The sequence below is a fragment of the uncultured Ramlibacter sp. genome (assembly GCF_936925435.1).
Taxonomy (GTDB): domain Bacteria; phylum Pseudomonadota; class Gammaproteobacteria; order Burkholderiales; family Burkholderiaceae_C; genus Ramlibacter.
Genome location: NZ_CAKZHQ010000050.1, coordinates 77,026 through 100,043 on the forward strand (window position 1 = coordinate 77,026; position 23,018 = coordinate 100,043).

Annotated in this window: 20 protein-coding genes; 6 read left to right on the forward strand and 14 right to left on the reverse strand. The window is 65.9% G+C overall.

What is annotated here, in order from left to right:
* Positions 1–6: 6 nt before the first annotated feature.
* Positions 7–234: a sulfurtransferase TusA family protein gene (locus tag Q0632_RS20650; RefSeq protein ID WP_298933764.1), complete on the forward strand. Its 228-nt coding sequence runs from the start codon at positions 7–9 to the stop codon at positions 232–234.
* 4 nt (positions 235–238) lie between these two features.
* Here the strand turns inward: Q0632_RS20650 and galU are convergent, their stop codons facing one another.
* Positions 239–1,123, reverse strand: coding sequence for a UTP--glucose-1-phosphate uridylyltransferase GalU (galU, locus tag Q0632_RS20655; RefSeq protein WP_298933765.1), 885 nt, complete (start codon positions 1,121–1,123; stop codon positions 239–241).
* 106 nt (positions 1,124–1,229) lie between these two features.
* Here galU and Q0632_RS20660 point away from each other — a divergent pair, with 106 nt between their 5' ends.
* Positions 1,230–2,249 carry an NAD(P)-dependent oxidoreductase gene (locus tag Q0632_RS20660; RefSeq protein ID WP_298933766.1) on the forward strand — a complete coding sequence of 340 codons (1,020 nt, stop codon included), beginning with the start codon at positions 1,230–1,232 and terminating at the stop codon, positions 2,247–2,249.
* A 64-nt stretch (positions 2,250–2,313) separates the two neighbouring features.
* Here the strand turns inward: Q0632_RS20660 and Q0632_RS20665 are convergent, their stop codons facing one another.
* Genes Q0632_RS20665 through Q0632_RS20700 form a run of 8 tightly spaced genes read right to left on the reverse strand, consistent with a single transcriptional unit; the run spans position 2,314 to position 11,285 of the window.
* On the reverse strand, positions 2,314–5,160 hold the full coding sequence (locus tag Q0632_RS20665; protein WP_298933767.1) for a valine--tRNA ligase: 2,847 nt from the start codon (positions 5,158–5,160) through the stop codon (positions 2,314–2,316).
* 33 nt (positions 5,161–5,193) lie between these two features.
* On the reverse strand, positions 5,194–5,748 hold the full coding sequence (gene rfbC / locus Q0632_RS20670) for a dTDP-4-dehydrorhamnose 3,5-epimerase (protein WP_298933871.1): 555 nt from the start codon (positions 5,746–5,748) through the stop codon (positions 5,194–5,196).
* The gene (gene rfbA / locus Q0632_RS20675; RefSeq protein ID WP_298933768.1) at positions 5,745–6,644 is read right to left on the reverse strand and encodes a glucose-1-phosphate thymidylyltransferase RfbA; all 900 of its coding nucleotides are present in this window, start codon (positions 6,642–6,644) and stop codon (positions 5,745–5,747) included. Before rfbA ends, rfbC begins: the two co-directional genes overlap by 4 nt.
* An 11-nt stretch (positions 6,645–6,655) precedes the next feature.
* Entirely contained in the window at positions 6,656–7,579 is a 924-nt protein-coding gene (gene rfbD / locus Q0632_RS20680) for a dTDP-4-dehydrorhamnose reductase (RefSeq protein WP_298933769.1), read from the reverse strand.
* Positions 7,576–8,646 carry a dTDP-glucose 4,6-dehydratase gene (gene rfbB / locus Q0632_RS20685; protein WP_298933770.1) on the reverse strand — a complete coding sequence of 357 codons (1,071 nt, stop codon included), beginning with the start codon at positions 8,644–8,646 and terminating at the stop codon, positions 7,576–7,578. The genes rfbD and rfbB overlap by 4 nt, the downstream gene beginning before the upstream one ends.
* 52 nt (positions 8,647–8,698) lie before the next feature.
* Positions 8,699–8,899, reverse strand: coding sequence for a DUF2783 domain-containing protein (locus Q0632_RS20690; RefSeq protein ID WP_298933771.1), 201 nt, complete (start codon positions 8,897–8,899; stop codon positions 8,699–8,701).
* Positions 8,896–10,617, reverse strand: coding sequence for an FAD-dependent oxidoreductase (locus Q0632_RS20695; protein ID WP_298933772.1), 1,722 nt, complete (start codon positions 10,615–10,617; stop codon positions 8,896–8,898). The genes Q0632_RS20690 and Q0632_RS20695 overlap by 4 nt, the downstream gene beginning before the upstream one ends.
* A gap of 50 nt (positions 10,618–10,667) precedes the next feature.
* Complete coding sequence (locus tag Q0632_RS20700; RefSeq protein WP_298933773.1) at positions 10,668–11,285, reverse strand: VOC family protein; 618 nt, start codon at positions 11,283–11,285, stop codon at positions 10,668–10,670.
* Positions 11,286–11,504: 219 nt separating this feature from the next.
* On the opposite strand from Q0632_RS20700, the gene Q0632_RS20705 reads away from it, so the two are divergent.
* From Q0632_RS20705 to Q0632_RS20715, 3 genes are read left to right on the forward strand one after another with little or no spacing between them, the layout of a single operon-like run.
* On the forward strand, positions 11,505–11,927 hold the full coding sequence (locus tag Q0632_RS20705; protein WP_298933775.1) for a rubrerythrin family protein: 423 nt from the start codon (positions 11,505–11,507) through the stop codon (positions 11,925–11,927).
* Between the two features lie 14 nt (positions 11,928–11,941).
* On the forward strand, positions 11,942–13,294 hold the full coding sequence (locus tag Q0632_RS20710; protein WP_298933776.1) for a heterodisulfide reductase-related iron-sulfur binding cluster: 1,353 nt from the start codon (positions 11,942–11,944) through the stop codon (positions 13,292–13,294).
* Complete coding sequence (locus Q0632_RS20715; protein WP_298933777.1) at positions 13,294–13,884, forward strand: DUF3501 family protein; 591 nt, start codon at positions 13,294–13,296, stop codon at positions 13,882–13,884. The genes Q0632_RS20710 and Q0632_RS20715 overlap by 1 nt, the downstream gene beginning before the upstream one ends.
* A 71-nt stretch (positions 13,885–13,955) precedes the next feature.
* Here Q0632_RS20715 and ugpQ read toward each other — a convergent pair whose 3' ends face one another.
* The 5 genes from ugpQ to ugpB form a co-directional block, all read right to left on the reverse strand.
* Positions 13,956–14,690 (reverse strand): glycerophosphodiester phosphodiesterase, encoded by a 735-nt coding sequence (ugpQ, locus tag Q0632_RS20720; protein ID WP_298933779.1) that lies wholly within the window; start codon positions 14,688–14,690, stop codon positions 13,956–13,958.
* Between the two features lie 2 nt (positions 14,691–14,692).
* The gene (locus Q0632_RS20725; RefSeq protein ID WP_298933781.1) at positions 14,693–15,697 is read right to left on the reverse strand and encodes a sn-glycerol-3-phosphate import ATP-binding protein UgpC; all 1,005 of its coding nucleotides are present in this window, start codon (positions 15,695–15,697) and stop codon (positions 14,693–14,695) included.
* A 10-nt stretch (positions 15,698–15,707) separates the two neighbouring features.
* A complete protein-coding gene (gene ugpE / locus Q0632_RS20730) occupies positions 15,708–16,562 on the reverse strand; it encodes a sn-glycerol-3-phosphate ABC transporter permease UgpE (protein WP_298933783.1) in 855 nt (284 codons plus the stop codon).
* Between the two features lies 1 nt (position 16,563).
* On the reverse strand, positions 16,564–17,445 hold the full coding sequence (gene ugpA / locus Q0632_RS20735) for a sn-glycerol-3-phosphate ABC transporter permease UgpA (RefSeq protein ID WP_298933785.1): 882 nt from the start codon (positions 17,443–17,445) through the stop codon (positions 16,564–16,566).
* A gap of 63 nt (positions 17,446–17,508) precedes the next feature.
* Positions 17,509–18,813 (reverse strand): sn-glycerol-3-phosphate ABC transporter substrate-binding protein UgpB, encoded by a 1,305-nt coding sequence (gene ugpB, locus Q0632_RS20740; protein WP_298933787.1) that lies wholly within the window; start codon positions 18,811–18,813, stop codon positions 17,509–17,511.
* Positions 18,814–18,996: 183 nt separating this feature from the next.
* On the opposite strand from ugpB, the gene Q0632_RS20745 reads away from it, so the two are divergent.
* Positions 18,997–22,881, forward strand: a complete 3,885-nt coding sequence (locus Q0632_RS20745; protein WP_298933789.1) for an FAD/FMN-binding oxidoreductase — start codon at positions 18,997–18,999, stop codon at positions 22,879–22,881.
* Positions 22,882–23,018 lie beyond the last annotated feature (137 nt).

The window sequence follows — 23,018 nt, forward strand, 5'->3', positions numbered from 1 at the left end:
CATACGATGCACATCGACAAGGAAATCGACACCCGCGGCCTGAACTGCCCCCTGCCCATCCTCAAGGCCAAGAAGGCCCTGACGGACATGCATGCGGGACAACTGCTCAAAGTGGTGGCCACCGACGCCGGTTCGGTGCGCGACTTCCAGGCCTTTGCCAAGCAGACCGGCAACGAGCTGGTCGAGCAGCAGAGCCTGGGCGAGGAATTCATTCACATCCTGCGCCGCAGGTAGGCACTCAGCTCAGGGTCTTGAGGTAGGCCTGGAAGTCGGGCCCCACTTCAGGGTGCTTCAACGCAAACTCCACGGTCGCCTGCAGGAAGCCCCGCTTGCTGCCGCAGTCATAGCGCTTGCCCTGGTAGCTGTAAGCATGCACGCCTTCCGTGGCCATCAGGCCGGCGATGCCGTCAGTCAGCTGGATTTCCCCGCCCGCGCCACGCGGCTGCTTGCGGATATTTTCGAAAACCCCGGGCGTCAGGATGTAGCGGCCGGCCACGCCCAGGCGTGACGGGGCCTGGTCCGGGTCCGGCTTTTCCACCATCTGGTTGACCTTGACCAGGTTGTCACCGGCCGGCGTGCCGGCTACGATGCCGTAGCGTTTGACATGGTCCAGTGGAACTTCCTGCACCGCCAGCACCGAAGTGCCGACCCGGTCGTATACCTCCACCATCTGGGCCAGCACCGAAGGGCCTCCATCGGCGCCGGTCATCAGGTCGTCGGCCAGCAGCACGGCGAAAGGCTCGTCACCCACCAGGGGCTGGGCACACAGCACCGCATGGCCCAGGCCCAGGGAACGCGGCTGGCGCACGAAGGTGCAAGCCATGCCTTCGGGCTGCAGCGAGCGCACCAGCGCCAGCAATTCGTGCTTCTTGCCGGCCTCCAGTTCGCTCTCCAGTTCGTAGGCCGTGTCGAAGTGGTCTTCGATGGCACGTTTGTTGCGGCCGGTGACGAAGATCATGTGGCGAATGCCGGCCTCGTAAGCCTCTTCCACAGCGTACTGGATCAGAGGCTTGTCGACGATGGGCAGCATCTCTTTGGGCTGCGCCTTGGTGGCTGGGAGGAAACGGGTTCCCAGCCCCGCCACGGGGAAAACGGCCTTGGTAATCTTTGTGACTTTTGTCATCGACGCTCTCTAGGTTTCTAGTTACAGTTTGCCAAGTTTTTCACAGTTTGGCGGCCACGCGTCAGCATAACCGCTCAACCTTTTGTCAGACAAGGACGAATTCAGGGTGGACATCCTCCTTCTCGATCGGCTGGTTCCTGAGGCTCTTGCCTGGTTGGAGTCCCGCCACTCGCTGGAGTACCGTCCGGAGCTCGCCGCCGACCCGGGCTCCCTGCGCAAGGCCATTTACAAGGTGCAGGCAGTGGTGCTGCCGCGCAAGGCCGTCGTGACGCGAGAGTTCCTCGACTTCGCGCCCATGCTCAAGGCCGTGGCACGCATGCATGTGGGTACGGACAACACCGACCTGGAGGCCTGCCGCGAACGCGGGGTGCGCGTCGTCCAGGCGAGCACAGCCAACGTGCGCTCCAACGCCGAGTATTTGCTGGCCGGTTTGCTGTTGATGTTCCGCCGCGGGATCGGCATGGCGCTTAACGGTGAGCGCCATGCCGACATCCGCATGGGCCGCGAACTCAATGGCAGCGTGATCGGCATTCTGGGCCTGGCGCCCACTGCCCACACGCTGGCCCTGATGCTGCATTCCCTGGGCGCCAAGCTGATTGGTTATGACCCGGCGGTGCACCACACGGCACCGATCTGGTCGCGCCTGCAGGTGCAGCCGGTGAGCCTGCAGGAGCTGATGGCCAGTTCCGATGCCATCTCCGCACAGGTGATGTACGCCTCGCGCTACCAGGGCTTCATCAACGACAAGATGCTGGCCCATTGCAAGCCCGGCCAGGTCTGGGTGGGCATCAGCCGCTCGGGCCTGTTCGACCAAGCGGCACTGGCGCGCGCGCTGTCCGATGGCCGCATCGACGCCTGCATGCTCGATGGTGCAGAAGCGGGTTTCGCCTCCAAGGGCACGCCGCTGCACGAGGCCAGCAACCTGTTTCTGACGCCGCGCCTGGGCTCGCACACCCGTGAGTCGCGCCTGCGGGCCAGCTGGTATGTGGCCCACCGCATCCATGAGACGCTGTCGACGCAACGCCATTCCAGCATCGACCAGTTGCCCAGCGGCCCGATGGAGCTGGCATCAGGCGCCGCTGGCGGCGCCGGCCGGCCGGGTGAGCCGCAGTTCATCATTCGCTGAGGAAATCGGCCCCTGGCCCCCGTTCAATGGACCTGGGTTGCTACTGAAACGATAGCAACCGGAGTCAGCCCAGGCGCTGCAGCTGCTCATGCAGCTTGGACAGGGTGGCGCTGAAGTCGGCGATGCGCTTGCGCTCCTGCTCGATCACCGCAGGCGGCGCCTTGGCAACAAAGGCCTCGTTGGCCAGCTTGCCGTTGGCCTTGGCCAGTTCGCCCTGCAGGCGCGCCACTTCCTTGCCCACGCGGGCTTTCTCCGCGGCCACGTCGATCTCCATGTACAGGCACAGCTTGGCCTCGCCCGCCACCGCCACCGGCGCGGCCTGCGCGGCGGCGGCCCAGAGCGCCTCGTCGTCGAACACCTTGACTTCGCTCAGCTTGGCCAGGGCCTGCAGCACCGGCGCCGCCTGGCGCAGAAAGGCCGCATCGCCGACGGCGTACAGCGGCAGGCGGGTCGATGGCGACACGTTCATCTCACCGCGCAGGTTGCGGCAGGCATCGACCATGGCCTTCAGGCGTGCCACGTGGGCTTCGGCATCGGGGTTGATGGCGGCGGCGTTGCTGACGGGGTAGGGCGCGATGCTGATGGAGTCCCCCTCCTTGCCGGCGACCGGCGCCACCTTCTGCCACAGCTCCTCGGTGATGAAGGGGATGATGGGATGGGCCAGGCGCAAGATGGCCTCCAGCACGCGCACCAGGGTGCGGCGGGTGCCGCGCTGCTGGTCAGCGTCACCGGTCTGGATTTGCACCTTGGCGATTTCCAGGTACCAGTCGCAGAAGCTGTCCCAGACGAACTGGTAGAGCGTGTTGGCGACGTTGTCCAGCCGGTATTCGGCAAAGCCCTTGGCCACATCGGCTTCGGCGCGCTGCAGGGCGGAGATGATCCAGTGGTCGGCTTGCGTCAGCGTGGCGCCGGCCTCGGAGAGGTCATGGCCCTCGCAGTTCATCAGGCTGAAGCGGGTGGCGTTCCACAGCTTGTTGCAGAAGTTGCGGTAGCCCTCGCAGCGCTTGACGTCGAAGTTGATGCTGCGGCCCAGCGAGGCCAGCGATGCGAAGGTCAGGCGCAGGGCATCGGCGCCGAATGCCGGGATGCCTTCCGGGAATTCCTTCTCGGTGTTCTTGCGCACCGTGGGTGCGGTCTCGGGCTTGCGCAGGCCGGTGGTGCGCTTGTCCAGTAGCGGCGCCAGCGAGATGCCGTCGATCAGGTCGACCGGGTCCAGCACATTGCCTTCGGACTTGCTCATCTTCTTGCCGTGCGAGTCGCGCACCAGGCCGTGGATGTAGACATGGCGGAAGGGCACGCGGCCGGTGAAGTGCGTGGTCATCATGATCATCCTGGCGACCCAGAAGAAAATGATGTCGTAGCCGGTCACCAGCACGGTCGAAGGCAGGTAGAGATCGTAGTCCTCAGTTCCGCTACTGGAAGGGCGTTCGGCTGCTTCAGGCCAGCCCATGGTGGAAAACGGCACCAGGGCCGAGGAGTACCAGGTGTCCAGCACGTCCTCGTCACGGCGCAGCTGCTTGCCCGGGGCTTTTGCCTGCGCCTCGGCCTCGTTGCGCGCGACGATGACCTTGCCGTCCTCGTCGTACCAGGCCGGGATCTGGTGGCCCCACCAGAGCTGGCGCGAAATGCACCAGTCCTGGATGTTGTTCATCCACTGGTTGTAGGTGTTGACCCAGTTCTCCGGCACAAAGCTCACTTCGCCGGACTGCACGGCATCGATGGCCTTTTGCGCGATCGACTTGCCCGTAGGATCCTGCTCGCTGACCTTGCTCATGGCGACGAACCACTGGTCGGTCAGCATGGGCTCGATCACCTGACCGGTGCGGGCGCAGCGCGGCACCATCAGCTTGTGCTTCTTGGTCTCCACCAGCAGGCCCAGTGCCTCCAGGTCGGCCACAACCGCCTTGCGGGCAACGAAGCGGTCCAGGCCGCGGTACTTGGCCGGCGCGTTGTCGTTGATCCTGGCGTCCAGCGTCAGCACGCCGATCATGGGCAGCTTGTGGCGCTGGCCGACGGCGTAGTCGTTCTGGTCATGGGCCGGCGTCACCTTGACCACACCGGTGCCGAATTCCTTGTCCACGTAGTCGTCGGCGATCACCGGAATGTCGCGGTCGCACAGCGGCAGGCGCACCAGCTTGCCGATCAAATGCTTGTAGCGCTCGTCTTCCGGATGGACCATGACGGCGACGTCGCCCAGCATGGTTTCGGGGCGTGTGGTGGCCACGGTCAGAGAGCCTTCGCCTTCGACCAGGGGGTAGCGGATGTGCCAGAGGAAACCGTCCTCCTCCTCGCTCTCGACTTCCAGGTCGCTGACCGCGGTCTTGAGTTCCGGGTCCCAGTTGACCAGGCGCTTGCCGCGGTAGATCAGGCCCTGCTCGTACAGCTTCACGAAGGTGTCGGTCACCACCGTGGACAGCTTGTCGTCCATGGTGAAGTACTCGTGCGACCAGTCCACGCTGTCGCCCATGCGGCGCATCTGGGTGGTGATGGTGTTGCCCGACTTCTCTTTCCATTCCCACACGCGCGAGACGAAGTTCTTGCGGCCCAGGTCATGGCGCGACTGGCCGTGCTCCTGCAACTGGCGTTCCACCACGATCTGGGTGGCGATGCCGGCATGGTCCGTGCCTGGCACCCACAGGGTGTTGAAGCCGCGCATCCGGTGGTAGCGCGTCAGGCTGTCCATGATGGTCTGGTTGAAGGCATGGCCCATGTGCAGCGTGCCGGTGACATTGGGCGGCGGCAGCTGGATGGAAAAGGCCGGCTCGCCGGCCTGTGGCTTGCCGCTGCCGCGGTGGCCAGCGCGGGCGTAGCCCTTTTCTTCCCATGCGGGACCCCACTGGGCCTCGATGGCTGCGGGTTCAAAGGATTTGGACAGGCTGTTCAGGCCGGGTTGCTGCGGGGCTTCACTCATGCGGCCGATTTTACCGGTCGCCCCTGGCCGGACTCAGTCGTACAGCTCGCAGCTGGCCAGCGGCAGGGCTGCCAGGTCCTTGGCCGACAGCACAGGCGGGCCGTCCAGCCCGGCGAGCGGCCAGGCTACCGCCACCGTGGGGTCGTTCCAGGCCAGTGACCGCTCGTCGGCCGGCAGGTAGTACTCGGTGGTCTTGTAGAGGAAATCCGCGCTGTCCGACAGCACCAGGAAGCCGTGGGCAAAGCCCGGCGGGATCCAAAGCTGGCGCTGGTTCTCGGCGCTCAGTTCGACGCCGGTCCAGCGGCCCAGCCGGGGCGAACTGCGCCGCAGGTCGACCGCCACGTCGAAGACCCGGCCTGCCACCACCCGCACCAGCTTGCCCTGGGGCCGCTGCAGCTGGTAGTGCAGGCCGCGCAGCACGCCGCGGGCCGAGCGGGAGTGGTTGTCCTGCACGAAGTCCACCACCTGGCCGATGGCCTCGTTGAAGGCCTGGCGGTTCCAGCTTTCGGTGAAAAATCCGCGCTCGTCGCCGAAGACGCGGGGTTCCACCACCAGCACCTCGGGCAGTTCGGTGGCCGTGAGCTTCACCATGCGCCGGGACCCCGGACCAGGGCGCTGAGGTAGTCGCCATAGCTGCTCTTGCCCAGCGGGGCGGCCAGGGCGAGCAGTTGGTCGTCCGTGATCCAGCCGTTGCGCCAGGCGATCTCCTCGGGGCAGGCCACCTTCAGGCCCTGGCGCTGCTCCAGGGTGTGGATGAACTGGCCGGCCTCCAGCAGGCTCTCATGCGTGCCCGTGTCCAGCCAGGCGAAGCCGCGGCCCATGGTCTTGACGCGCAGCTGGCCCTGGTTCAGGTAATGCTGGTTGATGCTGGTGATTTCCAGCTCGCCCCGGGCCGAGGGCCGCAAGGACGCGGCGACGTCACAAACCCCGGCGTCGTAGAAATACAGGCCGGTGACCGCGCAGTTGCTCAAGGGCTGCTGCGGCTTTTCCTCGATCGAGGTGGCGTTGCCCTGGGCGTCAAAGGCCACCACGCCATAGCGCTGGGGATCCTTGACGTGGTAGGCGAAGACCGTCGCGTGCTCGCGGTCGGCATCGGCCTCCTGCAGCAGCTTGACCAGGTCGTGCCCGTAAAAGATGTTGTCGCCCAGCACCATGGCCACCGGCGCGCCGGCGAGGAACTCCCGCCCGATCAGGAAGGCCTGGGCCAGGCCCTCGGGCCACGGCTGCACCGCGTAGGAAAAGCGCAGTCCCCACTGGGCGCCGTCGCCCAGCAGCTGCTCGAAGCGGGGCGTGTCCTGGGGCGTGCTGATGACCAGGATGTCGCGAATGCCGGCCAGCATCAGCGTGGCCAGCGGGTAGTAGACCATCGGCTTGTCGAAGACCGGCAGCAGCTGCTTGGAGATGGCCAGGGTGGCCGGATGGAGCCGGGTGCCGGCGCCGCCGGCGAGGATGATGCCTTTGCGCGGCGGGGCTGTGGTGGGCATGCGGTGCGGGGCTAGTGGTGGGGTGATTGTGCCTGCGCGACGATCTGCGCCACAAGCGCGTGAACACCGTCCTGCCAGGCGGGGAGCGCCACGCCAAAGGCCTGGCGCAGGCGCGCGGTGTCAAGGCGCGAATTGGCGGGCCGTGCGGCGCGCACCGGGTAGTCGGCTGCCGCGATGGGCAGCAACTTGTCCGGCGCCGTGCGCAGGGCCATGCCGCAGGCCAGGCCCTCCTGCACGGCCAGCGTTGCATAGGCATGCCAGTTGGTGAAGCCCTCGGGGGCCAGGTGGTAGACGCCGGCAAGCGTTTGCGGGTCTGGTGTGCTGCCCAGCCGCTGCAAGGCCAGCGCGGTGATGTCGGCGATCAAAGCGGCCGGCGTTGGCGCTCCCCACTGGTCGGCGACCACGCTCAGGCTCCCTCTGGCCTGGGCCGCTTTGAGGATGGACAGCAGGAAGTTGCTGCCCCGGCTGTCGCAGACCCAGCTGGTGCGAAACACCAGGTGGCGTGTGCTGTGCGCGGCGATCGCCAGGTCGCCGGCCAGTTTGCTGCGCCCGTAGGTATTGAGGGGGCCTGTGGGGTCGGTTTCGCGCCAGGGACGCTCGCCGCTGCCGTCGTACACATAGTCGCTGGAGTAATGCACCAGCCAGGCGCCCAGCGCCTCGGTTTCGCGCGCCAGCACCTCGCAGGCCGTGGCATTGACGGCGAAGGCCGCGTCGGGCTCGCTCTCGGCCTGGTCGACCGCCGTCCAGGCGGCGGCGTTGACCACCACGTCGGGCCGCAGCTGGCGCACGGTCTGCGCCAGGGCCTCGGGCCGGGACAGGTCGCCGCACAGATCCTGGCTGCTTCTGGAGAGTGCGGTCACCTCGCCCAGTGCCGCCAGGCTGTGGCGTAGCCGCCAGCCGACCTGGCCATCGGCGCCCAGCAGCAGCAGCTTCATGGCGTGGCGGTGGACGGGTACTGCTGCTCCACCCACTGGCGGTAGCTGCCGCTGGTGACCGATGCCACCCAATCCGGGTTGTCCAGATACCAAGCCACGGTCCGGCGGATGCCGTCCTCGAAGCGCACCGTGGGCTGCCAGCCGAGCTCGCTGGCGATCCGGCTGTCATCGATGGCATAGCGCCTGTCATGGCCCGGCCGGTCCGTCACATGGGCGATCAGCTCAGCGTAGGGCTTGGCATCGCTGCGCGGCCGGACTGCATCCAGGCTGGCGCAGATGGCGTGGACCACGGCCAGATTGGTCCGCTCCGAGCGGCCGCCGATGTTGTAGGTCTGGCCGGGCCGGCCCTGCGCCAGCACGGCACGCAGGGCGGCGCAATGGTCGTCCACATGCAGCCAGTCGCGCACCTGCAGGCCGTCGCCGTACACCGGCAGCGGCTTGCCGGCCAGGGCGTTGTGGACCATCAGCGGGATCAGCTTCTCCGGGAACTGGCGCGGGCCGTAGTTGTTGGAGCAATGCGTGGTCAGCACCGGCAGGCCGTAGGTGTGGTGCCAGGCCCGGACAAAGTGGTCGGCCGCCGCCTTGGAGGCGGAGTAGGGGCTGTTCGGCTCGAAGGGATGGCGTTCGGTGAAGCCGGCCGCGCCGGCCTCCAGCGAACCGAAGACCTCGTCGGTGGAGATGTTCAGGAAGCGAAAGGCTTGCGCCTGCTCCGGCGGCAGCGTCCGCCACCAGGCCAGGGTGACTTCCAGCAGCTTGAGCGTGCCCAGCACATTGGTATGGGCAAAAGCCATGGGCCCGGCGATGGAGCGGTCCACATGGCTTTCGGCGGCGAAGTGGACGATGGCGCGGGGCTGATGGGTGCGCAGCAGATCGGCCACCAGGGCGCTGTCGCCGATGTCGCCATGGGTGAAGTGATAGCCGGGACGGCCTTGCACCGCGGCCAGGTTGCCGGGATGGCCGGCGTAGGTCAGCAGGTCCAGATTCAGCACCGGCTCGCCCGATTGCGCCAACCACTGCAAAACGAAGGCCGAGCCGATGAAGCCGCAGCCGCCGGTGATCAACACCATGGTATGTCCGTCCGTGAAAGTTCCCCGAACGATAGCAAAGACGCAGGAGGCCTCAGGCGGCCGGCAGTTCCCGGGTCTGACGCGCGGCGGCCACGCAGTCCTGCAGCACCCGGGCGTCGCCGACCTGGTTGGCCAGCAGCAGGATCAGGCGCGCGTTGAGAAACTCCGACTGTTCGCGGTTCAGGCCCAGGTGGGCGTCGAGCAGCTGCTCGTAAAAGCCGTCGGCATCCTGGAAGTTCAGACCGGTGTTCATGCTGCCTCCGTTTCCATGGCCGCGCCCAGCGCGGTGGCCACGGCCTGCACCAGTTCGCTGTCAATGTCTGCGCCGGTGGCTGCGACATAGCTGTCGGGGCGCAGCAGGGCCCAGGCGTGGCCCGCCACATGGCAGGCGCCGCGCAGGTGGCCTTGCGGGTCGCGCACATGCTCGCGAGCGGCGGCCCGGTCGCCTTGCGCCAGCACCTGCACACAGCGCAGGGGCGCTGCGCCGGCCAAAGCCTGCAGGTGCTGCAAGGCGGCGCGGCCCGGCGCCTCGAACAGCAGCAGCAGCAATCTGCCACCGGCCCAGCGCAACAGATCGTTGACCACGCCGGCCGAGCCATCTGCCCATTCGAAGGCGACGTTCTGCACCGACTGGCCGGCATGCGTGGCGCAGGCCGGCGAGCGGGTGTAGGGGTTGGCGATGGCCATGCGGCCGGTGTTGACCAACTGGCGGGCGAAGACATGCTGGCGCGCCAGGCTGAGCGCGGCGCTGCGAAACAGCTTTTCCACGCCATCGGCAGGGCGCAGGAAGCGGGCCGTCCGCGCCGTCACCAGCACGTTCTGCAGCGCCGCCTCGTGGCGCTCGGCGTGGTAGCTGTCCAGCAAGGCCGGGGCGGCCCGGCCCTGCAGCACGGCGGCGAGTTTCCAGGCCAGGTTGTCGGCGTCGGCGATGCCGGTGTTGCCGCCGCGCGCGCCGAAGGGACTGACCACCTTGGCCGCATCGCCCATGAAAAAGACGTGGCCATGCCGCATGCGGTCGATGCACTCGCTGCGGTAGGCATAGGGGCCGACCCAGACGATCTCGACCTCGCAATCGCTGCCGAACTGGCGGGCCAGGCGCTCACGCACCACGTCCTCCCGGCTGACCTGGTCGGGGTCGGCATTGGGCGCCATCTGGTAGTCGATGCGCCAGACCCCGTCGCCCATCAGGTGCTGCCAGACGGCGCGGTTCTCGTTGAACGGCGCCTCGATCCAGGTGTGGCGCTCCACCGGCGGGCGCTTGCTGAAGCGCACGTCGGCGATGCACCAGCGGTCGTCGCCCTTTTTCGCCGTGACCGTCGCGCCGGCCCATTGGCGCAAGGGGCTGCGCGAGCCGGTGGCGTCGATCACGTGGTCGGCCCGCATCTTGTAGTCGCCGGCCGGCGTGGTGATGGACAGGGTTGCGCCGTCGGCGTCCTGCTCGAGGGCGGTGACACGGTTGCACCAGCGGATGTCCACCTGGCCCAACTCGGCGATGCGCTCGACCAGGAAGCCCTCGATGTAGAACTGCTGGATGTTGACGAAGGGCGGCTGGGCCGACAGGTTGTAGGCGCCCTGGGCGCGCAGGTCGAAGGAATAGACCTCGTCGGCACCGGCGAAGGTGCGGCCCACGCTCCACTGGACGCCCTTGGCGGCGATGCGCTCGTAAACGCCCAGCCGGTGGAAGATCTCCAGTGACTTCTGGGTGTAGCAGATGCCGCGCGAGGACGCGCCCTTGACGCCGACGGTGTTGTCCTCGTCCAGCAGCACGGCCTGCACGCCCTGCGCCGCCAGCGCGCAGGCCAGGGTCAGGCCGGCCAGGCCGCCGCCGACGATGACCACGGAGTGGTGGCTGGTCTCGCCCGCGGCGATCTCGGCCGGCGAGACAAAAGGGTACTCGGGCAGGAAATAGCCCGTGCCCTGGCTGAACTCATAGCCGTTGCTGAAAGCCGTTTGCGCGTAGCTCGCCGCCATTGTTGTGTCTCCTCTCGTGGCCGGTCACGGGCGCTTGCCCGCCAGGCGGGCTACTGCCTGGCCGTGACTTCGGGTCTGTCGTTGCGCTGGGGCTTGAGCGATTCGGTCTTGCCGGCGGCGCGGTCCCTGCGCCACTGCTGCTTGCGCGCCGTCCATTCGTCCAGGCGGGCGTGGGCGGTCTTGCTCTCTTGCAGCATCTGGAATTCATCGGCCAGCTGGGCAGTGAGTTCCAGCCGCACGCCATTGGGGTCGAAGAAATAGATGCTGTGGAAGATGTGGTGGTCGGTGATGCCCAGCACCTCGATGCCGTGCGCTTCCAGCCTGGCCTTCATGTCCTGAAGCGCCTGGATGTTGTCGACCCGGAACGAGATGTGATTGACCCACTTGGGCGTGTTGGGCGAGGGCTCGCAGGCCTGGTCGTCGCCCAGGTCGAAAAAGGCGATGAAGGAGCCGTCCTGCAGGCGGAAGAAGAAGTGTGTGTAGGGGCAGTACTCACCCGTGCTGGGCACGTGGTCGCTCTGGATGATGTGGTACAGCGGCAGGCCCAGGATGTCTTCGTAGAAGTGGCGCGTTTCCTCCGCGTCTTTGGCGCGGTAGGCGTAGTGGTGCAACTGCTGGATGGGCGCGGGCGCGGGCAGGGCGCTGGGGCTGTTGAGGACGGCGGCCATGGGCTCTCCTGGATTTACCAATGCGTAATGAATTTACTATACCGTAATCGACGGGGCGTCCGGCGCGATGCTTTCACAGGCCGGCCAATAGGACATCTTGATGGCCCCTTATTGACGGACCCTATTAGACGGACCTGTCGGCCGGGACTACGCTGGATCTGTCTTGGCCATCGCAGCCAGAGGGCCAAGTCACCCTCAACCACGATGAAGGAGATCTCCATGGCAGCACTCAAAGGCTCCAGGACGGAAGAGAACCTGAAGGCCGCATTCGCCGGCGAATCGCAGGCCAACCGTCGCTACCTCTACTTTGCCAACAAGGCCGACATCGAAGGCCAGAACGACGTGGCGGCTCTGTTTCGCTCCACGGCCGAAGGCGAGACCGGCCACGCCCACGGCCACCTCGAATGGCTGGAGCAGTGCGGCGACCCGGCCACCGGCCTGCCCATCGGCCCGACCCGCGACAACCTCAAGGCCGCTGTGGCCGGCGAGACCCACGAATACACCGACATGTACCCGGGCATGGCCAAGACGGCGCGCGACGAAGGCCACGACGAGGTGGCGGACTGGTTCGAGACCCTGGCCAAGGCCGAGCGCTCGCACGCCAACCGCTACACCAAGGCCTTGAACGAGCTGGTGGACTGATCAGTCCCACCCCCATGGCCATTCGTGAAGGCAGCCTGGAGGCACCCATCCGCCATCCGATCGCCTGGAAGAATCCGGACTTCTACGACGAAGAGGCGGCGTTCACCGAACTGGAGCGGATCTTTGACATCTGCCACGGCTGCCGCCGCTGCGTCAGCCTGTGCGGGGCTTTCCCCACGCTGTTCGACCTGGTCGACGAAGGCAAGAGCGGCGAGGTCGACGGCGTGGCCAAACAGGATTTCTGGAAGGTGGTCGACCAGTGCTACCTGTGCGACCTGTGCTACATGACCAAGTGTCCCTATGTGCCGCCGCACGAATGGAACCTGGACTTTCCCCACGCCATGCTGCGTGCCAAGGCCATCAAGTTTCGCAAGGGCGAGGTCAGCCTGGGCGAGAAATTCCTGGCCTCCACCGATGTGCATGGGCAGTTCGCCGGCATTCCCGTCGTGGTCCAGGTGGCCAACGCGGTCAACCGCACGGCGCCGGCACGCGCCGCGATGGAAAGCCTGCTGCATGTGGACCGCAAGGCCTGGCTGCCGCCGCTGGCGACGCGCAAGTTCCGCTCCGCAGCGCCCAAGTCAGATGACTTCGCCGTGCGTGACGGCGCCAAGACGCCGGGCAAGGTGGCCATCTATGCCACCTGCTACGTCAACTACAACGAGCCGGGCATCGGCCAGGACCTGCTCAAGGTCCTGCAGCACAACGAGGTGCCCTACGTGCTGGTGAGCAAGGAGAAGTGCTGCGGCATGCCCAAGCTGGAGCTGGGCGACCTGGACTCGGTGGACCAGGCCCGGCAGGCCAACATCCCGGTGCTGGCGAAGTACGCGAAGGACGGCTGGGCCATCCTGGCCGCGGTGCCCAGTTGCACCCTGATGTTCAAGCAGGAACTGCCGCTGATGTACCCCGATGACGCCGACGTGCAGGCGGTCAAGGAGGCGATGTGGGACCCCTTCGAGTACATGATGGCGCGCAAGCGTGACGGCCTGCTCAAGACCGACTTCTCGCAACCACTGGGCAAGATCAGCTACCAGATTCCCTGCCACGGCCGGGTCCAGAACATCGGCAGAAAGACCGAGGAGATGCTCAGGATGGTGCCCGGCACATGGGTGAACACCCACGAGCGCTGCTCGGGCCATGCCGGCACCTTCGGCGTGAAGAAGGCCTACCACGAGATGGCGATGAAGATCGGCAAGCCCCTGTTCAAGAAGATGGCCGAGCACCCGCAGGGCGGGGCGCCCGATGCCATCAGTTCGGACTGCCCGCTGGGCGGCCACCACATTGCCCAGGGCTTCGAGCGCAACGGCCTGGGCGCGCCGCCGCTGCACCATCCGCTGACCCTGGTGCGCATGGCTTATGGACTGCGCTGATGCAGCTGACCGGAAAGATCACCGCCGACAGCCTGATGCCGCTGGAGGCCTACAGCAAGTACCGCAAGGCGCACAAGGCGGACGTCATCGCCCACCGCAAGCTGCGCTCGGTCGGCCTGGGCGAGCACCTCACCCTGCAGTTCGAGAGCGAGCTGAGCATCCGCTACCAGATCCAGGAGATGCTGCGCATCGAGAAGATCTTCGAGGCGGACGGCATCGCCCAGGAGATCGAGGCCTACGCCCCGCTGGTGCCCGACGGCAGCAACTGGAAGGCCACCATGCTGATCGAGTACCCCGACGAGAACGAGCGCCGGCGCGAGCTGGCCCGGCTGATCGGGGTGGAAGACCGCATGTTCATCGAGGTCGAGGGCCACGAGCGCGTCTACGCCATCGCCGACGAGGACCTGGACCGCGAAAACGAGGAGAAGACCTCGGCCGTGCACTTCGTGCGCTTCGAGCTCAGTCCTGCCATGGTGGCTGCCGTCAAGGCCGGCGCCGCCGTGAAGCTGGGCTGTGACCACCGCAATTACCCGGCGCACCGGACGATCCCGGCCGAATCCCTGGCATCGCTGGCCGGTGACCTGCGCTAGGCGCTCTGCTTTCGATAGCGCCTCAGGTCCATTTGATGGGGGTTGGGGGCCGATTCGCCTCTCAAGCCGGATCAAACAGGGGCAAAGAGGTCGACCCGGTCGGTGATGATGCCGTCGGTGCCCAGATCGATCAGGCGCTGCGCCGCCCACTCGTCGTTGACGGTGTAGCTCAGGCAGCGCATGCCGGCGCTTTGCACCTGGGTCACGGTGCTGCGGTCCCACAGGGCGTGGTTGCAGACGATGGCGGCGCACTCGAGCGACAGCGCGGTTTCCAGCCAGCCCTTCCACAGCGAATCGAGCAGCAGGCCACGCGGCAGCTGCGGCGCCACCGTCTGTGCGCCTTGCAGCGACTCGGGCCGGAACGACGTCAGCAGCGGCGGCACGGCAGAGCGCGCCCACAGGCGCGCCGCCTCACGTGCCACGACCTCGCCGGTGTGCTGCTCAACGCCCGGCGTGGGCTTGATCTCGATGTTGAAGAAATGGCCGTTGGCCAGGCAAAAGCGCGCCAGGCCCTCCAGCGTGGCCAGTGGCTCGCCGGCGTAGGCCCGCGAATGCCAGCCGCCGGCGTCCAGCTGCGACAGCGCGCTCCAGGGCAGATCGCCTCCCGTACCGCTGCCGTTGGTGGTGCGTTCCAGCGTGGCGTCATGCATCAGGAAAACCACGCCGTCGGCCGACAGCTTGGCGTCGCACTCGAACATCCGGTAGCCGTGCTGCGCGCCCAGGCGAAATGCTGCCAGGGTGTTTTCCGGCGCCAGCTTGCCCGCGCCCCGGTGAGCGACCCAGCGGGGATAGGGCCAATCACGCATTGTTAAATCCGCTTGCCGCTGGCGGCGTCGAACCAGTGCAGGCGGTCTTCGCGCGGCGCCACGTGGATGATGGAATCGGGCGCCGGCGTGGCCGTGTGCTCCTCGGTGCGCACGATGATCTGCTCACCGCCGACGCGGCCGTAGACCAGGCGTTCGGCGCCCAGCAGCTCGGTGGTCTCGACCCGCACTTCCCAGCCGGTGTTGCCGATGTCCAGATGCTCGGGGCGGATGCCCAGGATGATATTGGCGCGGCCGCCGGGGGCGTTCTTGAGCAGGTTCATGGGCGGCGAGCCGATGAAGCTGGCGACGAAGGTCGATGCCGGCGTGTGGTAGACCTGCTCGGGCGTGCCGAACTGCTCCATGTTGCCGGCGTTCATGACGATCATGCGCTGGGCCAGGGTCATGGCCTCGACCTGGTCGTGGGTGACGAACAGCGAGGTGATGCCCAGCTCGCGGTGCAGCTTCTGGATCTCCAGGCGGGTCTGGGCGCGCAGCTTGGCGTCCAGGTTGGACAGCGGCTCGTCGAACAGGAAGACCTGGGGCTGGCGCACGATGGCGCGGCCCATGGCCACGCGCTGGCGCTGGCCGCCCGAGAGCTGGCGCGGCTTGCGGTCCAGCAGGTGGCCCAGCTCCAGAATGCCGGCGGCCTTGTCGACGCGCTGCTTGATCTCCTCGATCGGCATCTTGCGGATCTTCAGGCCGTAGGCCATGTTGTCGAACACGCTCATGTGCGGGTACAGGGCGTAGTTCTGGAACACCATGGCGATGTCGCGCTCGGCCGGCTCCAGCTCGTTAACCACGCGGTCGCCGATCCAGATTTCGCCGCCCGAGACTTCCTCCAGGCCGGCCACCATGCGCAGCAGGGTGGACTTGCCGCAGCCCGAGGGGCCCACGATCACGATGAATTCATGGTCGGCGATATCGGCGTTGACGCCGTGGATCACCTGCAGTTCCTGCTTGCCCTTGCCGTACTTCTTGACGACGTTTTTCAGTTGGATGGAAGCCATTTTTCTTCTCTTACTTTTCGGTATCGACCAGGCCCTTGACGAACCACTTCTGCATCAGCATCACGACGATGGCCGGTGGCAGCATCGCCAGGATGGCGGTGGCCATCACCACGTTCCATTCGATGTAGACCTCGCCGAAGATCAGGCGCTTGATGCCCATCACGATGGGGTACATGGATTCATCGGTGGTCACCAGCAGCGGCCACAGGTACTGGTTCCAGCCATAGATGAACTGGATCACGAACAGCGCCGCCATGGACGTCTTGGACAGCGGCAGCAGCACGTCCTTGAAAAAGCGCATCGGTCCGGCGCCATCGACGCGTGCGGCCTCGACCAGTTCATCGGGCACCGTCATGAAGAACTGCCTGAACAGGAAGGTGGCCGTGGCCGATGCGATCAGCGGCACCGTCAGGCCCGACATGCTGTTGAGCATGCCCAGGTTGGAGACCACCTCATACGTCGGGCCGATGCGCACCTCCACCGGCAGCATCAGTGTGACGAAGATCATCCAGAACACGATGTTCTTGAACGGGAAGCGGAAGTAGACGATGGCAAACGCCGACAGCAGCGAGATCGCGATCTTGCCGATGGCGATGATCAGGGCGCTGGCCAGGCTGATGCCCATCATGGGCAGGGCCGGTGCGACGGTGGCGCCGGCCTCGGTCTTGCCGCCGAACAGGGCAAAGCGGTAGCTTTCCACGATGTTGCTGCCGGGCAGCAGCGAGATCGGGTTGCTGCTCAGGATCTGCTCGGCGGTCTGGGTCGAGCCGATGAAGGTGACGTAGATCGGGAAGAACACGACGACCACCCCCAGGATGAGGATGGCGTGCGAGATGAAGTCGAGGATGGGGTTGCGCTGAATCATTTCAGTAATGGACTTTTTTCTCGACGAACTTGAACTGGACGACGGTCAGCACCACGACGATCACCATCAGCACCACCGACTGCGCGGCCGCGCCGTTGATGTCCAGCGCCTTGAAGCCGTCGTAGTAGACCTTGTAGACCAGGATCGATGTGTCCTTGCCCGGGCCGCCGCTGGTGGCGGCGTCGACGATGGCGAAGGTCTCGAAGAACGCATGGACGACGTTGATGACCAGCAGGAAGAACGTGGTGGGCGACAGCAGCGGGAACACGATGCTCCAGAAGCGTTTCCACGGCGTGGCGCCGTCGATGGTGGCGGCTTCGATCAGCGAATGCGGGATCGACTGCAGGCCGGCCAGGAAGAACAGGAAATTGTAGGAGATGTACTTCCAGATGGACGCCATGACGATCAGCGCCATGGCGTGCTTGCCGTTGAGCACATGGTTCCACTCAAAGCCCATTTCGATCAGGGCATAGCGGATCACGCCATAGGGCGAGGCGAACATCATCAGCCACAGCACGCCGGCCACCACGGGGGCGACCGCATACGGCCAGATCAGCAGGGTCTTGTAAATGCCCGCGGCGCGCACCACGCGGTTGGCCATGACCGCCAGCAGCAGCGCCAGCGACAGGCCGCCGACGGCCACCAGCGCCGAAAAGATCGCTGTGACACGGAACGAGTCCATGTAGGCCGGATCGGCGAACAGCCGGCGGAAGTTGTCCAGGCCGACGAATTCGCGGGTGGCGCCGAAGGCGTCTTCCTGCAGCACGCTCTGGTACAGGGCCTGGCCGGCAGGCCAGAAAAAGAACACCAGGATGATCGCCATCTGCGGCGCGATCAGCGCCCAGGGCAACCAGGTGGATTTGAAAAGAACTCGTTTTTCCATGGGCTTACAAGAAACAAGGCCCCTCTTGGGGGCCTTGTTTCACTTTTTTGACATGCGCGGAGTTTACGACTTGTTTGCTTTCTGGAATCTCTCCAGCTGCTCGTCGCCGCGGCGCACGATATTGTCCAGGGCTTCCTTGGGCTGCTTGCTGCCTTGCCAGACGCCTTCGAGTTCCTCGTCGATGATGGTGCGGATCTGCACGAAGTTGCCCAGGCGCACGCCGCGCGACTTGTCGGTGGTCTTGCGGATCATCTGGTTGACCGAGACGTCGGCGCCGGGGTTCTGCTTGTAGTAGCCGGACTTTTCGGTCAGCTCGAACGAAGCCTTGGTCACGGGCAGGTAGCCGGTGCGCTGGTGGCTGGCAGCCGCCACCTCAGGCTTGGACAGGTAGTTCAGGAACGCGGCCACGGCCTTGTATTCCTCGGGCTTCTTGCCGGCCATCACCCAGAGGCTGGCGCCGCCGATCACGGTGTTCTGGGGCGCGCCCGGAACATCGGGGTAGTAGGGCAGGGTGCCCGTGCCATAGCCGAACTTGCCGTTGCGCTTGACGCTGCCGGCCAGGGCCGACGAGCCGGTCGCCATGGCGCATTCGCCGGAGACGAAGGTGGCGTCGGCCTTGTTCTCGCGGCCCTTGTAGACGAACAGCCCGCTCTTGGCCATGTTGGCCAGGTTTTCGATGTGGCGCACATGCAGCGGCGTGTTGACTGCCAGGCGGGTGTCGGTGCCGCCGAAACCGTTGTTCTTGGTCGAGTACAGCACGTTGTGCCAGGCCGAGAAGGATTCCAGCTGGGTCCAGCTGATCCAGCTGGTGGTGAAGGGGCACTTGTGGCCGGAAGCCTTGAGCTTGGCGGCGGCCAGGGCCACTTCGGGCCAGGTGGTCGGCGGCTTCTCCGGGTCCAGGCCGGCGGCCTTGAAGGCGTCCTTGTTGTAGTGGAAGACGGGCGTGGAGCTGTTGAACGGATAGCTCAGCATCTGGCCGTTGGGAGCCGTGTAGTAGCCGGCGACGGCCGGCACATAGACGCTGGGATCGAACTTCAGGCCGGCGTCGGTCATGACCTTGGCCACCGGGACGGTCGCGCCCTTGGCGGCCATCATGGTGGCGGTGCCCACTTCGAACACCTGGATCATGTGCGGGGCGTTGCCGGCGCGGTAGGCGGCGATGCCGGCTGTCATCGACTCGGCGTAGCTGCCCTTGAAGGTCGGGGTGACCTTGTAGTCTTTCTGGCTGGCATTGAAGTCCTTGGCCAGGTCATTGACCCATTCACCCAGGGCGCCGCCCATGGAGTGCCACCACTGCACCTCGGTCTGGGCCTGGGCCGGCAAGGCGAAAACGGCGGCCAGCGCCACCGCGGAAATCTGTAGCTTCATGAAAACTCCTGGATGAGATGGGTCACAAAGGGCGTGACTCTACATTCGTTTTGTGACGGAATTTAACCTGCTTGCGTCCGATCCCGGCAACCGGGGTTTCCATACCTCGGCACGGGCTTGCTGCGCTGCGGTAACATCCTCCCTCAGCCGAGTAGCTGTCGTTTGGCTGACATTCAGACCACGATGAACGCACCTACAACGCTGAACCACTTGATCGCCGCCGCAGGGGACGATACGCCCCGCCTGCGTGAGATCCCGTACAACTACACCTCGTTCTCCGACCGCGAGATCGTCATTCGCCTGCTGGGCGAGCGCGCCTGGGAGGTGCTCAACCGCCTGCGCGAGGAGCGCCACACCGGCCGCTCCGCCCGCATGCTGTACGAGGTGCTGGGCGACATCTGGGTGGTCCAGCGCAACCCCTACCTGCAGGACGACCTGCTGGACAACCCCAAGCGCCGCCGCCAGCTGGTCGAGGCCTTGCACCACCGGCTGGCCGAGGTGCAGAAGCGCCGCACGCCGGCCAACGACGCCGCCCGGGACGCCGTGGTGGGCGAGCTGCTGGCCGCGGCCGGCCGTACCGTCGACGCCTTCGACGCCAGTTTCCGGGAAGTCGGCGAGCTGCGCCGGCGCACCCAGCGGGCCCTGCGCCGCCTGACGGCCAGGGACAACATCAAGTTCGATGGCCTGTCACGCGTCTCGCACGTGACGGACGCCACCGATTGGCGGGTCGAGTACCCCTTCGTCGTCCTCACGCCGGACACCGAGGCCGAGATGGCCGGCCTGGTCAAGGGCTGCATCGAGCTGGGCCTGACCATCATCCCGCGCGGCGGCGGCACCGGCTACACCGGCGGCGCCATCCCGCTGACCTGGAAGAGCGCGGTGATCAACACCGAAAAGCTCGAGGCCATGACCGAGGTCGAGCAGGTCTTGATCCCCGGCCACACCGCTCCAGTGCCCACGGTCTGGACCGAGGCCGGCGTGGTCACCCAGCGCGTGGCCGATGCGGCCGAACGCGCCGGCTTTGTCTTCGCGGTCGATCCGACCTCGGCCGAGGCCTCCTGCATTGGCGGCAACGTGGCCATGAACGCCGGCGGCAAGAAAGCCGTGCTCTGGGGCACGGCGCTGGACAACCTTGTGTCCTGGCGCATGGTCACGCCCCAGGCCCAGTGGCTGGAAGTCACGCGGCTGGACCACAACATGGGCAAGATCCATGACGCCGAGGTGGCCAGCTTTGAGCTGAAATATTTCGAGGCCGACGGCAAGACGCCGGTGCGCACCGAGCAGCTGGTCATCCCGGGCCGGAGCTTTCGCAAGGAGGGCCTGGGCAAGGACGTCACCGACAAGTTCCTCTCGGGCCTGCCGGGCATCCAGAAGGAAGGCTGCGACGGCCTGATCACCAGCGCCCGCTGGGTGGTGCACCGTATGCCGGCCCATACCCGCACCGTCTGCCTGGAGTTCTTCGGCAATGCCAAGGACGCCGTGCCCAGCATCGTCGAGATCAAGGACTTCATGTTTGCCGAGCAGCTGCGCTCGGGCGTGCTGCTGGCCGGCCTGGAGCACCTGGACGACCGCTACCTCAAGGCGGTGGGCTATTCGACCAAGTCCAAGCGCCCCAACGCGTCCTCCGTGCCCAAGATGGTGCTGTTTGGTGACATTGCCGGCGACGACGCCGATGCAGTGGCCCGCGTCACTTCCGAAGTGGTGCGCATCGCCAATTCGCGCAGCGGTGAGGGTTTCGTTGCCATCAGCCCCGAGGCGCGCAAGAAGTTCTGGCTGGACCGCAAGCGCACGGCCGCCATCAGCAAACACACCAACGCCTTCAAGATCAACGAGGACGTGGTCATTCCGCTGCCGCGGATGGCCGAGTACACCGACGGCATCGAGCGCATCAACATCGAGCTGTCGCTGGCCAACAAGATCAAGCTGGCCGGCGAGCTGGAAGCCTTCTTCAGCCGCGGCAGGCTGCCTTTGGGCAAGCAGGACGACGCCAGCGAAATCCCTTCGGCCGAGCTGCTGGAAGACCGGGTCGGCCAGGCATTGGAGCTGGTGCGCGGGGTGCGCGCCCTCTGGCAGGGTTGGCTGGACAGCGTCGACAGCCTGTTCGCGCAGCTGCAGGACCACACGCTGCGGGCCAGCTGGAAGACCCAGATCCGCGCGCCGCTGCAGCAGATCTTCGCCGGCGAGGCCTTTGACGCCATCCTGGCCGAGACCAGTGCCATCCACAAGCGCGTGCTCAAGGGCCGGGTCTGGGTGGCGCTGCACATGCATGCCGGCGACGGCAACGTCCACACGAACATCCCGGTCAACAGCGACGACTACGAGATGCTGCAATCGGCCCATAACGCGGTCAAGCGCATCATGGTCCTGGCCAGATCGCTCAACGGCGTGATCTCGGGTGAGCACGGCATCGGCATCACCAAGCTGGAGTTTCTGACCGACGAGGAACTGCAGCCCTTCGCCGACTACAAGCAGCGGGTCGACCCCGAGGGCCGCTTCAACAAGGGCAAGCTGCTGCGCCATGCCCAGGCCGATTCGCCGACCTCGGTCTACGCCGACTTGACCAATGCCTACACGCCCAGCTTCGGCCTGATGGGGCACGAGTCGCTGATCATGCAGCAGTCCGACATCGGCGCCATCGCCGATTCGGTCAAGGACTGCCTGCGCTGCGGCAAGTGCAAGCCGGTGTGCGCCACTCACGTGCCGCGCGCCAATCTGCTGTACAGCCCGCGCAACAAGATTCTGGCGACTTCGCTGCTGGTCGAGGCCTTCCTGTACGAGGAACAGACCCGGCGCGGGGTCTCTATCAAGCACTGGGAAGAGTTCGAGGACGTGGCCGACCACTGCACGGTCTGCCACAAGTGCCTGTCGCCCTGCCCGGTGAAGATCGATTTCGGCGACGTCACCATGAACATGCGCAACCTGCTGCGCAAGATGGGGAAAAAGAGCTTCCGCCCCGGCAACGCGGCGGCCATGCTGATGCTCAACGCGACCAGCCCGGAGACCATCAAGTTCATGCGCTCGGCCATGGTCGGCGTGGGCTTCAAGCTCCAGCGCCTGGCCAATGACCTGTTGCGCGGCCTGGCCCGCAAGCAGACTGCCGCGCCGCGGTCGACGCACGAGAAGGCGCCGGTCAAGGAACAGGTCATCCACTTCATTAACAAGAAGCTGCCGGGCGGCCTGCCCAAGAAGACCGCACGCGCCCTGCTGGACATCGAGGACAAGGACTACGTCCCCATCATCCGCAACCCCAGGGACACGACGTCCGAGACCGAGGCGGTGTTCTACTTCCCGGGCTGCGGCTCGGAGCGCCTGTTCTCCCAGGTCGGCCTGGCAACCCAGGCCATGCTCTGGCACGCCGGGGTGCAGACCGTGCTGCCGCCGGGCTACCTGTGCTGCGGCTACCCGCAGCGCGGATCGGGCCAGTTCGACAAGGCCGAGAAGATCATCACCGACAACCGGGTGCTGTTCCACCGCGTGGCCAACACCCTGAACTACCTGGACATCAAGACCGTGGTGGTGTCCTGCGGCACCTGCTACGACCAGTTGCAGGGCTACGAGTTCGACAAGATCTTCCCGGGCTGCCGCATCATCGATATCCACGAGTACCTGCTGGAAAAGGGCATCACCTTGCAGGGCCAGGGCGGCTACCTGTACCACGACCCCTGCCACAGCCCGATGAAGCTGCAGGACCCGATGAAGACGGTCAAGGCCTTGATGGGCGACAACATCCGCAAGTCCGAGCGCTGCTGCGGCGAGTCCGGCACCCTGGGCGTGACCCGGCCCGACATCTCGACCCAGGTGCGCTTTCGCAAGGAAGAAGAGCTGCGCAAGGACGAAGCGGTGCTGCGCGAGTCCGGCTCGGTCGGCGCCAAGGACAACATCAAGATCCTCACCAGCTGCCCCAGCTGCCTGCAAGGGCTTTCGCGCTACGGCAACGACCTGCAAAACGGCCTGCTGGAGGCCGACTACATCGTGGTCGAGATGGCCAACAAGATCCTGGGCGAGAACTGGATGCCAGATTACGTGGAAGCGGCCAACAACGGCGGCATCGAACGGGTGCTGGTCTGAGCGGCCAGGCCGCCCGCGCTGCCTGAAAAGCACGCAAGTCTGTGAAATCTGCACGTTGTGCCGCCAGGGGGCGCCATCGGCATGGCCTGTTTGCGCTTATTTGTATAAGCTTGCAAAAAGAAGAAAGACAAGGGACA

Excerpts from the sequence above, each read along its gene's own strand:
- Q0632_RS20650 (WP_298933764.1), top strand. The coding sequence starts at position 7 with ATGCACATCGACAAGGAAATCGACACCCGCGGCCTGAACTGCCCCCTG.
- galU (WP_298933765.1), bottom strand. The coding sequence starts at position 1,123 with ATGACAAAAGTCACAAAGATTACCAAGGCCGTTTTCCCCGTGGCGGGG.
- Q0632_RS20665 (WP_298933767.1), bottom strand. The coding sequence starts at position 5,160 with ATGAGTGAAGCCCCGCAGCAACCCGGCCTGAACAGCCTGTCCAAATCC.
- rfbA (WP_298933768.1), bottom strand. The coding sequence starts at position 6,644 with ATGCCCACCACAGCCCCGCCGCGCAAAGGCATCATCCTCGCCGGCGGC.
- rfbD (WP_298933769.1), bottom strand. The coding sequence starts at position 7,579 with ATGAAGCTGCTGCTGCTGGGCGCCGATGGCCAGGTCGGCTGGCGGCTA.
- rfbB (WP_298933770.1), bottom strand. The coding sequence starts at position 8,646 with ATGGTGTTGATCACCGGCGGCTGCGGCTTCATCGGCTCGGCCTTCGTT.
- Q0632_RS20690 (WP_298933771.1), bottom strand. The coding sequence starts at position 8,899 with ATGAACACCGGTCTGAACTTCCAGGATGCCGACGGCTTTTACGAGCAG.
- Q0632_RS20695 (WP_298933772.1), bottom strand. The coding sequence starts at position 10,617 with ATGGCGGCGAGCTACGCGCAAACGGCTTTCAGCAACGGCTATGAGTTC.
- Q0632_RS20700 (WP_298933773.1), bottom strand. The coding sequence starts at position 11,285 with ATGGCCGCCGTCCTCAACAGCCCCAGCGCCCTGCCCGCGCCCGCGCCC.
- Q0632_RS20705 (WP_298933775.1), top strand. The coding sequence starts at position 11,505 with ATGGCAGCACTCAAAGGCTCCAGGACGGAAGAGAACCTGAAGGCCGCA.
- Q0632_RS20710 (WP_298933776.1), top strand. The coding sequence starts at position 11,942 with ATGGCCATTCGTGAAGGCAGCCTGGAGGCACCCATCCGCCATCCGATC.
- Q0632_RS20715 (WP_298933777.1), top strand. The coding sequence starts at position 13,294 with ATGCAGCTGACCGGAAAGATCACCGCCGACAGCCTGATGCCGCTGGAG.
- ugpQ (WP_298933779.1), bottom strand. The coding sequence starts at position 14,690 with ATGCGTGATTGGCCCTATCCCCGCTGGGTCGCTCACCGGGGCGCGGGC.
- Q0632_RS20725 (WP_298933781.1), bottom strand. The coding sequence starts at position 15,697 with ATGGCTTCCATCCAACTGAAAAACGTCGTCAAGAAGTACGGCAAGGGC.
- ugpE (WP_298933783.1), bottom strand. The coding sequence starts at position 16,562 with ATGATTCAGCGCAACCCCATCCTCGACTTCATCTCGCACGCCATCCTC.
- ugpA (WP_298933785.1), bottom strand. The coding sequence starts at position 17,445 with ATGGAAAAACGAGTTCTTTTCAAATCCACCTGGTTGCCCTGGGCGCTG.
- ugpB (WP_298933787.1), bottom strand. The coding sequence starts at position 18,813 with ATGAAGCTACAGATTTCCGCGGTGGCGCTGGCCGCCGTTTTCGCCTTG.
- Q0632_RS20745 (WP_298933789.1), top strand. The coding sequence starts at position 18,997 with ATGAACGCACCTACAACGCTGAACCACTTGATCGCCGCCGCAGGGGAC.